This window comes from Variovorax sp. RKNM96, assembly GCF_017161115.1.
Lineage (GTDB): Bacteria > Pseudomonadota > Gammaproteobacteria > Burkholderiales > Burkholderiaceae_C > Variovorax.
Window position 1 is genome coordinate 1,951,971 of the sequence record NZ_CP046508.1, and the last position, 13,500, is coordinate 1,965,470.

At 66.9% G+C, this 13,500-nt stretch carries 12 protein-coding genes; 9 read left to right on the top strand and 3 right to left on the bottom strand.

The features are described from left to right. Positions 1-30: 30 nt before the first annotated feature. Together GNX71_RS08875 and GNX71_RS08880 are read right to left on the bottom strand one after the other, a co-directional pair. Complete coding sequence (locus GNX71_RS08875; protein ID WP_206177975.1) at positions 31-1,548, bottom strand: CoA-acylating methylmalonate-semialdehyde dehydrogenase; 1,518 nt, start codon at positions 1,546-1,548, stop codon at positions 31-33. Positions 1,549-1,570: 22 nt separating this feature from the next. Next, on the bottom strand, positions 1,571-2,926 hold the full coding sequence (locus tag GNX71_RS08880) for an aspartate aminotransferase family protein (protein ID WP_206177976.1): 1,356 nt from the start codon (positions 2,924-2,926) through the stop codon (positions 1,571-1,573). A 107-nt stretch (positions 2,927-3,033) separates the two neighbouring features. Between GNX71_RS08880 and GNX71_RS08885 the strand changes: the two genes are divergently transcribed. Further along, a complete protein-coding gene (locus GNX71_RS08885) occupies positions 3,034-3,993 on the top strand; it encodes a LysR family transcriptional regulator (protein ID WP_206177977.1) in 960 nt (319 codons plus the stop codon). Here the strand turns inward: GNX71_RS08885 and GNX71_RS08890 are convergent. Further along, entirely contained in the window at positions 3,990-4,754 is a 765-nt protein-coding gene (locus GNX71_RS08890) for a FadR/GntR family transcriptional regulator (protein ID WP_206177978.1), read from the bottom strand. The genes GNX71_RS08885 and GNX71_RS08890 overlap by 4 nt on opposite strands. A gap of 258 nt (positions 4,755-5,012) precedes the next feature. Between GNX71_RS08890 and GNX71_RS08895 the strand changes: the two genes are divergently transcribed. Genes GNX71_RS08895 through GNX71_RS08930 form a run of 8 tightly spaced genes read left to right on the top strand, consistent with a single transcriptional unit; the run spans position 5,013 to position 13,463 of the window. After that, positions 5,013-6,218, top strand: a complete 1,206-nt coding sequence (locus tag GNX71_RS08895; protein ID WP_206177979.1) for an ABC transporter substrate-binding protein — start codon at positions 5,013-5,015, stop codon at positions 6,216-6,218. 25 nt (positions 6,219-6,243) lie between these two features. After that, positions 6,244-7,104 carry a branched-chain amino acid ABC transporter permease gene (locus GNX71_RS08900; RefSeq protein ID WP_206177980.1) on the top strand — a complete coding sequence of 287 codons (861 nt, stop codon included), beginning with the start codon at positions 6,244-6,246 and terminating at the stop codon, positions 7,102-7,104. Between the two features lie 8 nt (positions 7,105-7,112). Next, the gene (locus tag GNX71_RS08905; protein ID WP_206177981.1) at positions 7,113-8,063 is read left to right on the top strand and encodes a branched-chain amino acid ABC transporter permease; all 951 of its coding nucleotides are present in this window, start codon (positions 7,113-7,115) and stop codon (positions 8,061-8,063) included. Continuing rightward, entirely contained in the window at positions 8,060-8,830 is a 771-nt protein-coding gene (locus tag GNX71_RS08910) for an ABC transporter ATP-binding protein (protein ID WP_206177982.1), read from the top strand. The genes GNX71_RS08905 and GNX71_RS08910 overlap by 4 nt, the downstream gene beginning before the upstream one ends. After that, positions 8,827-9,540: an ABC transporter ATP-binding protein gene (locus tag GNX71_RS08915; RefSeq protein WP_206177983.1), complete on the top strand. Its 714-nt coding sequence runs from the start codon at positions 8,827-8,829 to the stop codon at positions 9,538-9,540. The genes GNX71_RS08910 and GNX71_RS08915 overlap by 4 nt, the downstream gene beginning before the upstream one ends. Positions 9,541-9,574: 34 nt before the next feature. Further along, positions 9,575-10,864 carry a Zn-dependent hydrolase gene (locus GNX71_RS08920; RefSeq protein ID WP_206177984.1) on the top strand — a complete coding sequence of 430 codons (1,290 nt, stop codon included), beginning with the start codon at positions 9,575-9,577 and terminating at the stop codon, positions 10,862-10,864. Continuing rightward, the gene (locus tag GNX71_RS08925; RefSeq protein WP_206177985.1) at positions 10,861-11,994 is read left to right on the top strand and encodes an ABC transporter substrate-binding protein; all 1,134 of its coding nucleotides are present in this window, start codon (positions 10,861-10,863) and stop codon (positions 11,992-11,994) included. The genes GNX71_RS08920 and GNX71_RS08925 overlap by 4 nt, the downstream gene beginning before the upstream one ends. Further along, complete coding sequence (locus tag GNX71_RS08930; RefSeq protein WP_206177986.1) at positions 11,991-13,463, top strand: M81 family metallopeptidase; 1,473 nt, start codon at positions 11,991-11,993, stop codon at positions 13,461-13,463. The genes GNX71_RS08925 and GNX71_RS08930 overlap by 4 nt, the downstream gene beginning before the upstream one ends. The last annotated feature ends 37 nt before the right edge of the window (positions 13,464-13,500 follow it).

Consider the following 13,500-nt stretch of genomic DNA (forward strand, 5'->3'; position numbering starts at 1 on the left):
ACCTTCTGACCCGCGAGCGCATTCACCACATCAGCGGTTCGACGGAAACGCGAACACCGCGCCTTCACGCACGCCGGCCGAGGGCCAGCGCTGCGTGATGGTCTTGCGCTTCGTATAGAAGCGCACCGCGTCCGGGCCGTAGGCGTGCAGGTCGCCGAAGAGCGAGCGCTTCCAGCCGCCGAACGAGTGGTACGCCACGGGCACCGGCAGCGGCACGTTGATGCCGACCATGCCGACCTGGATGTTGTCGCTGAACCAGCGCGCGGCCTCGCCGTCGCGGGTGAAGAGGCAGGTGCCGTTGCCGTACTCGTGCGCATCGATCATCGCCATGGCTTCGGCGAGCGTCTTCACGCGCACCACGCCGAGCACCGGGCCGAAGATTTCTTCCTGGTAGATCGTCATGCCGGGCTTCACGCCGTCGAAGAGGCAGGGGCCGAGGTAGTAGCCGCCGTCGTGGCCTTCGACCTTCACGCCGCGGCCGTCGACCACGAGCTTGGCGCCCGCGGCCACGCCCGCATCGACGAAGGCCTTGACCTTCTCGAAGTGCGGCTTGGTGACCAGCGGACCCATGTCGTTGCCGTTGTCGTTGCCGGGGCCGACCTTCATCTTGGCGATCTCGGCCGCGAGGCCTGCGACGACCGCATCGCCCGTGTCGTCGCCGATGGCCACGACCAGCGGGATCGCCATGCAGCGCTCGCCGCACGAGCCGTAGGCGGCGCCCATCAGCGCGCTCACCGCGTTGCCGATGTCGGCGTCGGGCATGACGACCGCGAAGTTCTTCGCGCCGCCCAGCGCCTGCACGCGCTTGCCGTGCGCGCAGCCGGTGGTGTAGATGTATTCGGCAATCGCGGTGGAGCCGACGAAGCTCACCGCCTTCACGCGCGGATCGGTCAGGAGCGCGTCGACCGCTTCCTTGTCGCCGTTCACCACGTTCAGCACGCCCGGCGGGAGACCCGCTTCGAGCGCGAGCTCGGCCACCAGCAAGGTGGAGGAGGGCGTGCGCTCCGAGGGCTTCAGCACGAAGGTGTTGCCGCAGGCCACGGCCATCGGCCACATCCACAGCGGCACCATCACCGGGAAGTTGAACGGCGTGATGCCGGCCGTGACGCCCATTGCCTGGAACTCGCTCCACGAGTCGATGGCCGGGCCGACGTTCTTGCTGTGCTCGCCCTTGAGCAGCTCGGGCGCGTAGCTGGCGTATTCGACGTTCTCGATGCCGCGCTGCAGTTCGCCGTGCGCGTCAGACAGCACCTTGCCGTGCTCCGCCGTGATGAGCGCGGCGATGCGGTCGGCGTTGGCTTCGAGCAGCGTCTTGAGCTTGCTCATCACGCGGGCGCGCTTCAGGGGCGGCGTGTTGCGCCAGGCTGGGAAGGCCGCCTGCGCCGAGGCGATGGCTTGCTCGACCGTGAGCTTGTCGGCGAGTGCGACGCTCTTGTCCGAGAAGCCGGTGGCGGGGTCGAACACCGGCTGCACGCGGGTGCCGCCATCGACGCGCTTGCCGTCGATGAAGTGGCCGATGGTGGCGGTGACGTTCTTGTCGTGTTGCATGTCTTGAGGTCTCGAAAGTGGATCAGGCGGTTTCGGCGAGGGCGTCGGCAAGCGCGTTGACGAGGCGGTCGATCTCGGCCTTCTCCGAGATGAAGGGCGGTGCGAGCTGGATCGTGTCGCCGCCGTAGCGCACGTAGAAGCCCTTCTTCCAGCAGTTCATCGCGATCTCGTACGGGCGGCGTGCGGGCTCGCCCGGCAGCGCGGCGATCGTGAGGCCGGCGGCGAGGCCGAAGTTGCGGATGTCGGTGACGTGCTTGCTGCCCTTGAGGCTGTGCACCGCGTTCTCGAAATGCGGGGCCAGCGTCTGCACGCGGCCGATCATGTCTTCCTTCTGCAGCACGTCGAGCGCGGCGATGCCCGCGGCGCAGGCCACCGGGTGCGCGCCGTAGGTGTAGCCGTGCGGGAACTCCAGCATGTAGTCGGCACCGCCGGCCGCCATGAAGGTGTCGTAGATCTCCTTGCTGGCGACCACCGCGCCCATCGGCTGGGCGCCGTTGGTCACCTGCTTGGCGATGTTCATGATGTCGGGCGTCACGCCGAAGGCGTCCGCGCCGGTGAGCGCGCCGCAGCGGCCGAAGCCGGTGATGACCTCGTCGAAGATCAAGAGGATGTTGTTCGCGGTGCAGATGTCGCGCAGGCGTTTGAGATACCCCTTGGGCGGAATCACCACGCCGGCCGAGCCCGCGAAGGGCTCCACGATCACGGCCGCGATGTTCGAGGCATCGTGCAGCGCGATCAGGTCGAGCAGGCGATCGGCCAGCTCGGCGCCGTTCTCGGACATGCCGCGGGTGAAGGCGTTCGACGCGAGCTGCGTGTGCGGCAGGTGGTCGGCTTCGACGCCCTGGCCGAACAGCTTGCGGTTGGCCGCGATGCCGCCGACGGAAATGCCGCCGTAGTTGACGCCGTGGTAGCCCTTCTCGCGGCCGATCAGGCGCGTCTTGCTCGCCTGGCCCTTGGTGCGCCAGTAGGCGCGCGCCATCTTGAGCGAGGTGTCGGCGGCTTCGGAGCCCGAGCCGGTGAAGAACACGTAGTCCAGGCCCGCGGGCGTCAGCTCCTTGATCTTGTTGGCCAGCTCGAACGAGAGCGGGTGGCCGAACTGGAAGGCGGGCGAGTAGTCGAGCTTGGCGATCTGGCGGCTCACCGCCTCGGTGATCTCGAGGCGGCCGTGGCCGAGGCCCGAGCACCACAGGCCCGAGAGGCCGTCGAAGATCTTGCGGCCGTCGTTGTCGGTGAAGTAGGCGTCCTTGGCCTCCACGATGATCCGCGGATCGGCCTTGAAGTTGCGGTTGCCGGTGTAGGGCATCCAGTGCGCTTCGAGCCAGGCGGCGTCGGTGCGCGCGGTGGGCGTCGGTTCGATGGCGGGCGTTGCGAGGGTCATGGCGCTTCCCGCGCTCAGGCGGGCTCCGGGGTGATGGGATGTGCCCGATTGTTCGCAGAGCCTTCAGTGTGGAGAATGGCGCAATATCAATGTTCACTTGACGATTCATGCAAGTAAAGGCTGAAGCCCAAAACAGTGCTCAAGGCACTCGCAATCGCGCCGTTCTGGGGCAGCTCAGCGACATGGACCTGCGCCTGCTCAAGGTGTTCAAGAGCGTGGTCGACTGCGGCGGCATGGCGGCCGCCGAGCTGGAGCTGAACATCGGCACCTCGACCGTGAGCCGGCATGTGAAGGACCTGGAGACGCGGCTCGGCCTCGTGCTGTGCCGGCGCGGCCGGGCGGGCTTCGCGCTCACGGCCGAGGGGCAGCGGGTGTACGACGAGACGCTGCGGCTGCTGGCCTCGGTCGACGCGTTCCGCGGCGGCATCGACGACATCCATAACCGCATGGGCGGGCAGCTGGAGGTGGCGCTCTTCGACAAGACGGCGACGAATCCGAAGGCACGCATCGGTGAAGCCATCGCGCGCTTCACGGAGATCGCACCGGAGGTGAACCTCGCGGTGCACGTGGGCTCGATCAACGCGATCGAGCAGGGCGTGCTGGAGGGCAACTTCCAGATCGGCATCATCCCCGCGCACCGCAGCTCCAAGAGCCTCGTGTACGCGGACCTGTTCGACGAGACGATGCTGCTTTACTGCGGCAAGGGGCATCCGCTCTTCGACAGCCCGCACGCGAAGCTCACTTGGTCGAAGCTCGGTGAGCACCATTTCGCGGGCCTCGGCTATCACTCGCCGAACATGGAACTGAGCCACCGGGCGAGGCTGTCGCGCAAGGCGACGGGCTTCGACCAGGAGGCGATCGCAACGCTGATTCTTTCGGGGCGTTTCCTGGGCTTCCTGCCCGACCACTACGCGCAGGTGTTCGAGCAGCGCGGGCTCATGAAGGCGGTGCTGCCGGCGCGGTTCAACTACGCGTGCCGGTTCGTGAGCCTGCTGCGGCGCTCGCCGAAGCCGTCACGGGCGGTGTTGGCGTTTCAGGAGTGCCTGGAGAAGGCACACGCGCCTTAGCGCTGCCCGCTCGGCAGCAGCAAATGCTTGGCGCCGATGTGCGCCTCCATCTCGTGCATGTGCGCCTCGGCGTCGACCATGTGCTCGGCCATGAGGCGGCGCACTTCTTCCGCATCTTCCTTGCGATAGGCCGCCAGCAACTGGGTGTGATAGTCGACGTTGGCCTCGCCGAAGTGATGGTGGTCCAGCGCCTTCTTGTAGACCACGAGGTCGCGCAGCAGGTCGTTGAGAAAGCGGCACATGAAGGAGAGCACCGGGTTGGGGCAGGCCTCGGCCAACATGGTGTGAAACGCGAGCTCGGCCTCGCGCTGCTTGCGCAGGTCGTCTTCGTTGGTGGGCTCGATGGTGCAGAGGCGCACGTTTTCTTCGAGCCGTTCGAACTGCTCGGGCGTCAGCCGGCCGACCACGCTCACCGCCAGCTCGGGCTCCAGGGCCTTGCGCAACTGGTAGATGTGATGCCCGTCCAGATGGTGGAAGTGCAGGAAGTTGCGCAGCGGCTCCGACGCGTGGTCCACCGACACCTGCTGCAGGTACGCCCCGCCGCCGGGGCCGGTGCGGATCGAGATGAGCCCGCGCACTTCCAGCGCCTTCAACGCCTCGCGCACCGTGCTCTTCGAATAGCCGAAGAGCTCGATCAGTTCTTTCTCGTTCGGCAGGCGGTCGCCCGGTTGCTTCTTCTCGGCAACGATCCATCGCTTGACGTCTTCGACGATGACGTCCGAGAGCTTCTGCCGCTTGGGGCGGTTTTCTCCCACTTTCATTGAAACGCTCCATGCGGCAACCACGGTGCCCTGGGGTTCATTTCACGATCGGATGGAGACGAATTCATGCGTTCAGAGCGAGGGAGAAGTAGATGTCGACCTGTAGCAGGTATTGGACCTCGGGAAGTGCGCTGGATTTTGGCACGGTGATTGCTAGCGGGTTTTTACCAACATATTAATCCTATTTATCCGCTTAAATTCGCCCGCACTCGCAGGCACCCCTTTCACTTACTTCCACACCACGACCGGAGAACTCCCATGCAACGCAGACACCTTCTTCAGCTGGCCGCCCTGTCGGCCGCCCCAGCTTCGCTCCTGGCGAGCCGCTCGGTCTTCGCGCAATCGGCGGACGCCATCCGCTTCGGCTGCCCGGTCCCGATGTCGGGCGCCTTCGCGGCCAACGGCAAGTTCGCCGACCTGGGCATGAAGCTGGCGATCGAGCAGTACGGGAGTGTTCTCAAGCGCCCGCTGGCCTACACGGTGCTCGACACCGAAGGCAAGCCCGCCACCGCCGTGCGCAAGGTGCAGGAAGCCTCGCAGCAGCAGGGCGCCAAGTTCTTCGCGGGCGGCATCCTGTCGTCCGAAGCGCTGGCCATGGGCAAGGAAGCCGAGAAGGCCGGCGGCCTCTTCATCACCACCGCGGGTGCCGACGAGATCACCGGCAAGGACTGCAACCCCGCCACCTTCCGTTGGTCGGTGCCCACCTTCGGTGCGATCGAGCAGACGGTGCGCCCGCTGATCGCCTCCATGCCCAAAGCCAAGCGCTGGTACACGATCACGCCGCAGTACGTGTTCGGCGACGGCCTCCTGAGTGCTGCCAAGAACATCTTCCAGGAGAAGGGCATCGAGCACGTGGGCAACAGCTACCACTCGCTCAACGAGAAGGAGTTCAGCGGCTACCTCACCAATGCCATGGCCGCCAAGCCCGACGTGCTGCTGCTGCTGAACTTCGGCGCGCAGTCGTCGGCCGCGCTGCGCCAGGCGGTGAGCTTCGGCATGCACAAGAACATGACGATCCTCATGGCCTGGGCCTCGGGCCTGGAGCAGTTCGACGAGCTGGGCGCGGACCTGTGCGACGGCGTGTACTTCGGCGCGCAGTACTGGCACACGGCCGACACCACGCTCAACAAGGACCTGGTCAAGCGCACGGCCGACAAGCTCAAGATCGTGCCCAACTACAGCCTCGCGGGCTCGTACATCTGCACCAAGATCCTGATCGACGGCATCGTCAAGGCGGGCTCGGTCGACCAGAAGGCCGTCATCGCCGCGCTCGAGGGCATGAAGTTCGACGGCCTCACGGGCACCGAGGAAATCCGCAAGGCCGACCACCAGGTCATCAAGGACTACTACCTGCTCAAGGGCAAGGCCAAGTCGAAGATGAAGGATGCGGCGGACTATGTGGACGTGGTGAGCTCCGGCAAGTCCTTCCTCGCCGCAGACAAGACCGGCTGCAAGCTGGCCTGAGCACGCCAAGGACACCGACGCGCCCATGACCGTCTATCTCCTCCAGACCATCAACGGAATCGGCATCGGCATGCTGTATTTCCTGCTGGCCGTTGGCTTGTCCATCGTGTTCGGCCTGCTGCGATTCGTGAACTTCGCGCACGGCGCCTTCTACCTGCTGGGCGCCTACCTGTGCTTCCAGGCGATGCAGTGGGGCCTGAACTTCTGGGCCGCACTGGTGCTGGTGCCGTTGTTCGTCGGCGCGCTCGGCTGGCTCGCCGAGAAGCTGCTGCTGCGTCGCGTGTATGCCAAGCCGCACGAGTTCCACATCCTCGTGACCGTGGGCCTCGCGCTCGCGGTGCAGGAGATCGTCATCGTGTTCTGGGGTCCGCTGGGCAACAGCGTGCCCACGCCCGACCTGCTGCAGGGCGTGGTGATGTGGGGCGACTTCGTCTATCCCAAGTACCGGCTCTTCGTGATCGGCTTCACCGCTGTGCTGGCCGTGCTCCTGTGGTGGGTGCTGGAAGGCACGCGCCTCGGTAGTGCGGTGCGTGCGGGGAGCGAATCGACCGAGATGGTCTCGCTGCTCGGCATCAACGTGTTCCGCGTGTTCAGCCTGGTGTTCGCGCTCGGTGCGGCCACCGCGGCGCTGGCGGGCGTGCTGGCCGCGCCGATCCGCGGCGCCGAACCTTTCATGGGCGTCGAAGCACTCGGCGTCGCCTTCGTGGTGGTGGTGATCGGCGGGCTCGGCAGCTTCGGCGGCGCGCTCGTCGGCGGGGTGCTGATCGGCATCGTGCAGAGCCTCATGAGCACCATCTGGCCGCCGGGGGCGAGCCTGATGATCTACATCGCGATGGGCGCCGTGCTGCTGCTGCGCCCGCATGGCCTGCTCGGCCGCAGAGGGTGAACCACGCCATGCCAAGAAAAATCACTTTCCTCCTGGCGCTTGTCGTCACGCTCGCACTGCCGCTCTTCATGCGCTCGGGCTCGCTCGCGAGCGAGGTGCTGATCTACGCGCTCGCCGCACTGGGCTGCAACCTGCTCTTGGGCTACACGGGGCTCCTGTCGTTCGGGCAGGGCATCTTCTTCGGCCTCGGCAGCTACACCATCGCGATCCTGCTCACACGGCTGCAACTGCCGATGCCGCTTGCGCTGCTGGCTGCCATCGCCATGGGCGCGCTGGGCGCAGCGGTGGTCGGCTGGGTCGCCATCCGCCAGCGCGGCACCTACTTCGTGATGCTCACGCTGGCTTTCGCGCAGATGTTCTATTTCGTGGCGTACACCGCGTCGGGGCTCACGGGTGGCGACAACGGCCTGCTCGATGTGCCGCGTCCCGCGTTCATGGACACGCCCTGGAAGTACTACGCCTTCGTCGCCGTGATGTTCCTCATCGCGTTCGGCCTGCTGCTGCGCGTGACCGATTCGATCTTCGGCCGCACGCTGCTCGCCATTCGCGACAACGAGGACCGTGCGGCTGCGGTGGGCTACAACTTGAAGCGCTTCAAGCTGCTGGCCTTCGTGATCTCGGGCGCCGTCACCGGCCTTGCGGGCGGGCTGCACGCGATGATGACCGGCATCGCGCCGCTGTCGAACGCCGAATACCACACGAGCGAGATGATCCTGGTCATCACCGTGATCGGCGGCACCGGCAATCTCTTCGCCTCGGTGCTGGGCTCGGCCTTCTATGTGCTGCTGGCCGACTGGCTCTCCACGCTGTGGCCGCGATGGCTGCTGCTGCTGGGGCTCCTGCTGATCGGGGTGAGCATCGGCATGCAGCGCGGCCTCTGGGGGCTGGGCGAGGCCATCTGGCGGCGCGTGTTCCGCAAGACGCCGTCCGCCCCTGAAGTGCAGGGAGAAAAAGCATGACGCAACCCGTCCTCATCGAAGCCATCGGCGTCACCAAGCACTACGGCAAGTTCGCTGCGCTCGGCGGCGTGGACCTGAAGATCAAGCCCAACACCGTGCACTCGGTGATCGGCCCGAACGGCGCGGGCAAGACCACGCTGTTCCACATGCTCACGGGCACCGGCACCACCACCGGCGGGCGCATCCTGTTCGACGGTCACGACGTGACGCACGAACCCGACCACAAGCGCGTGCAGCGCGGCATGGCGCGCTCGTTCCAGGTCACGAGCCTGTTCGCTAGCCTTTCGGTGCGCGAGAACCTGCGGGTCGCGGCACAGGGCATCGCGCCGCGACAGGCGATGAATTGCTGGCGCGCACCGGTCGGCGAACGGGCCTGCGCCGAGACAGTGGCCGAGGTGCTCGCACGCATCGGCCTCGAGCGGCTGGCCGACACGCCTGCCAACGTGCTCTCGCACGGCCAGCAACGGCGGCTCGAAGTGGGCATGGCGCTTGCAGCGAAACCCAAGGCGATCTTTCTGGACGAGCCGACCTCGGGCATGGGCATCGACGACCTGGACGACATGAAGCACCTCATCCGCAGCCTGCGCGACGCGCACACGGTGGTGCTGATCGAACACAACATGAACATCGTGATGGACATCTCCGACACCGTGACCGTGATGCAGCTGGGCCGCGTGCTGGCCGAAGGGCTGCCGGGCGACATCCGCTCCGACGCGCGCGTGCGCTCGGCCTACCTCGGCAACATGATCACCGGGGGCAAGGCATGAGCGGAGGGAACATCCTCGAGGTCGAGGCGCTGCACGCGCACTACGGCAAGAGCCATGTGCTGCAGGGCGTGTCGATGCGCGTGGGCGAAGCCGAACTCGTCACGCTGCTGGGCCGCAACGGCGCGGGCAAGTCGACCACGCTCAAGAGCATTGCCGGTGCGGTCACGCCGACGAAAGGCCGCGTGCGCTTCCAGGGCGCCGACATCGCGGGCCTGCCTCCTCACCGCATCGCCACGCGCGGCGTGTGCCTGGTGCCCGAGCACCGCGGCATCTTCAAGCTGCTGACGGTCGAAGAGAACCTGCTGCTCGGCCAGCGGCGCGATTCGCCCTGGCAACTGGCCGACATCTACCGCATCTTCCCGCGCCTGAAAGAGCGGCGCCGCAACGGCGGCGGCCAGCTCTCGGGCGGCGAGCAGCAGATGCTGGCGATCGGCCGCGCGCTGATGAACCATCCGCGCCTCCTGATCCTGGACGAGCCCGTCGAAGGCCTTGCGCCGGTGATCGTCGAGGAGATCGTCGCGCAGCTGAAAACCATCAAGGCCGCGGGCGTCGCCATCCTGCTGGTCGAGCAGAACCTCGAGGTGTGCGTGCAGCTCGCAGACCGCCACTACATCGTGGAGCAGGGCGTGATCGTGCACGAGGCCGGCAACGCCGCCTTCATGGCCGACCACGACGTGAAAGACCGCTACCTCGGCGTCGGTCTCGCCTGAACGCGCCCGTCTTCAAGACCTCATCCGCAGAACCATGACAACAACCATCGAAACTTCTTCCGCACCCGATGTGCGCGCCCTCCGCATCGACGGCCAGCGCCTCTGGGATTCGCTGATGCAGCTGGCCCGGGTCGGCGCCACCGAGAAGGGCGGCGTGTGCCGCCTCGCGCTGACCGACCTCGACCGGCAGGGCCGCGACCTCTTCACGCGCTGGGCGCGCGAAGCCGGCTGCGAGGTGCGGGTGGATGCCATCGGCAACATCTTTGCGCGCCGTGCCGGCCGCAACAACGCGCTGCCGCCCATCACCACCGGCAGCCACATCGACACGCAGCCCACGGGCGGCAAGTTCGACGGCAACTACGGCGTGCTCGCGGGGCTGGAAGTGATCCGCGCGCTCAACGATGCGAAGGTCGTCACCGAAGCGCCGCTCGAAGTGGCGGTGTGGACCAACGAGGAAGGCTCGCGCTTCGTGCCGGTGATGATGGGCTCGGGCGTGTTCGTCGATGCCTTCACGCTGGAACACGCGCTCGCGCAGCGCGACACCGAGGGCGTGAGCGTGGCGCAGGCGCTCGATGCGATCGGCTACGCGGGCACGGTGCCCGCCTCGGCGACCACATCGCCGGTCGGTGCGTACTTCGAAGCGCACATCGAGCAAGGTCCGGTGCTCGAAGCCAATGAACGCGTGATCGGCGTGGTCGAGGGGGCCCTCGGCCAGCGCTGGTACGACGTGGTGGTGCAGGGCATGGAGGCGCACGCCGGCCCCACGCCCATGGAGCTGCGCAAGGACGCGCTGCTCGCCGCCGCCGAGCTCGTGATCGAGGTCAACCGCATTGCGCTCGCGCACGCACCGCATGCGCGCGGCACGGTCGGCTGGATCGACAACTACCCGAATTCGCGCAACGTGATTCCCGGGCGAGTCAAGCTCAGCGTGGACCTGCGCGCGGCGGACGACGTGGTGCTGTCGGCGATGGACGCGGCGCTGAAAGAGGCCGTGCAGCGTCTCACCACTGCCGGCAAGGTCCAGGCGACGGTGGAGCAGGTCGTGTACTTCCCACCGCAGCCTTTCACACCGAAGCTGGTGTCCGCGGTGCGCGACGCCGCAGAGGCGCAAGGCCTCACCTGGATGAACGTGATCAGCGGCGCCGGCCACGACGCCGTGTACCTCGCCCGCGTGTGTCCCACGGCGATGATCTTCGTGCCGTGCCTGGACGGCATCAGCCACAACGAGATCGAGGACGCGGAGCCCGCGCACCTCGAGGCCGGCTGCAACGTGCTGCTGCAGGCGATGCTGCAAAGCGCGGGCGTGGCGGGAGTCGCCGCGTGAAGGCGGCGCTTCGCCGCATCGGCCTTCACCTCCTGGCGATGGGAATGGTCGCCGCATCGACGGGCGCTCTGGCGGCCGGGGAGCCGATCCTGGTCGGGCAGTCCGCGGTGCTCACCGGTCCGTTCACGCCCAACAGCCTCGCGTTCATGGAAGGCCAGACGCTGTTCTTCGATCAGCTGAACAAGGCAGGCGGCGTCGGTGGCCGGCTCGTCAAGATGATCACCTACGACGACGCCTACATCGCCGAGAAGGCCGCGGCCAATGCCGAGAAACTGCTCGGCACCGACCGCGTGGTCTGCCTGTTCGGCACCATGGGCACGGGCATCGGCGCGGCCATGGTGCCGGTGGCGACGAAGTACGACAGCTTCATCTTCGGCGGATTGACCGGCGCGGCGGTGCTGCGCGGACCGAAGGTGCCGATCTATCACGTGCGGGAGTCGTATGCCGACGAGGTCGCGCGTGTGATGAACCACCTGACGACCGTCGGCGTGACGCGCATCGCGATCGTCTCCAGCGACGATGCCTATGGCAAGGGCATCGAGAAGGACGCGGTGGCCGCACTCGAGAAGAACAAGCATCCGGCGCTGCTGTCGCTGCGCTTCGACCCGAAGGAAAAGGACCATCCCGCCATCGCGCAGCAGGTGATCGCGAGCGGGGCGCAGGCGGTGTATGTCATCGCGGCCGGCACGCCGGCCATCAACATCATCCGCTCGCTGGTGGCCGCGCCCGTCCATCCGCAGATCTACACGAACTCGGTGGCGAGTTCGTTCCTTCTCTACAAGGAACTGGGCGACAAGAGCCGCGGCATCGTGCTGTCGCAGGTGATGCCGCCATTCTGGAAGACGCGCTTTCCCATCGTCGACGAGTACCAGCGCGCACGCAAGGCCGCGGGCAGCGAAGGCGACGGCTCCTACCTGGGGCTGGAGGGCTACATCACGGCCAGGGCCTTCGCCGAATCGCTGCAGCGCGTGAAGGGGCCGATCACCACCGAGTCGCTGCGTCGCAGCATCGAGAACTCGCCACCCATGAACCTGAGCGGCTTCCAGGTCGCGTTCCGCCCCGACAACCGCAACGGCTCCAGCTTTGGCGACATCACCATGCTGGGAAGCGCCGGAAAGTTTGCCCAATGAAAGTACTGATCGCACGTCTCAACCACGAGACCAACACCTTCTCGCCCGTGCCCACGCCGCTCGCGGCCTTTGGGCCCGACGGCCCGACCTTCGGCGAGCAGGCCTACGAGGACAACAAGGGCATGCGCACCGCGATGTCGGCCTTCATCGACCTGGCCGAGCAGGCCGGTGCGATGCTGGTCACGCCGGTGTCGGCCTCGGCCAACCCGAGCGGGCCGGTCGATGCCGGGGCCTACACCCTGCTCACGCAGCGCATCGTCGACGCGGCACCGGGCTGCGATGCCATCCTGCTCGACCTGCACGGCGCGATGGTCGCGCAGAACAGCGTCGATGGAGAAGGCGACCTGCTGGTGCGGCTGCGCGCCGCGGCACCGGGCGTGCCCATCGGCGTGGCGCTCGACCTGCATGCCAACGTGACGCCCGCGATGGTCGGCAATGCGGATGTGATCGTCGGCTTCAAGACCTATCCGCACATCGACATGTACGAGACCGGCGAGCATGCCGGCCGCCTGCTGTTCGACCTGCTCGCGGGCCGCAGCAAGCCGGCGATGCGCTGGCACCCGCTGCCGCTGATGGCGCACACGCTGCGCAGCGCCTCGTTCACCGGCGCGATGCAGCGGGCGATCGATGCGGCACGCGCGGCCGAGGCATCGGAGTCTCTCGCGGTCTCGATCTTCGCGGGCTTCTCGCTGTCGGACATCGAGGCGCCCTGCATGAGCGTGGTGGTGGTCGATGCAGAGGCGCCCGAGCGCGCGCAGGCCACGGCCGACCGCATCGGCGCGCAGATGTGGGCCGAGCGCGAAGCCTTCATCTACCGCAGCGAGCCGCTGGCTGAATCGGTCGCGCGCGCCAAGCTGATCGCCAGCGGTGCGACGCGCCCGGTGCTGCTGCTGGACCACGGCGACAACTGCATGTCGGGCGGCAGCTGCGACACGATGGACGTGCTGCAGGAAGCGCTCGCACAGGGCCTGCACGGCATCGGCGTCGGCCCGCTGTGCGACCCCGAGGCCGTCGCCGAGCTGATCGCTGCGGGCGAGGGCGCCGAGGTGACGGTCGCGCTCGGCAACAAGGTGTCGCTCGAAGGCATCGGGCTGACGAAGATGCCGGTGCAACTGACCGGCATCGTGCGCACGATCGGCAACGGCGAGTACGTGATCACCGGCCCCACCTACACCGGCCAGCGCAGCAGCATGGGCCGCACGGTGCTGTTCGACATCGGCGCGGCGCGCATCGTGGTGACCGAACGCACGCAGGAGCCATGGGACATCGGCGTTTTCGAATGTGCGGGGCTCGATCCGCGCAATGAACGCTTTCTTCTTCTCAAGTCGCGCATGTACTGCCGGCCGGTGTTCGAGCCGCTCTCTGCCGCGCTGGTGGAGTGCGACAGCCCCGGTGTCACCAGTTCGGATTACAGCCTGTTCCCGTTCAGCAAGGTGCGCCGTCCAGTGTTTCCGCTCGATGCGATCTGAGGTCGATTGCAAGGCGGAAATCTCACTACCATCGCTT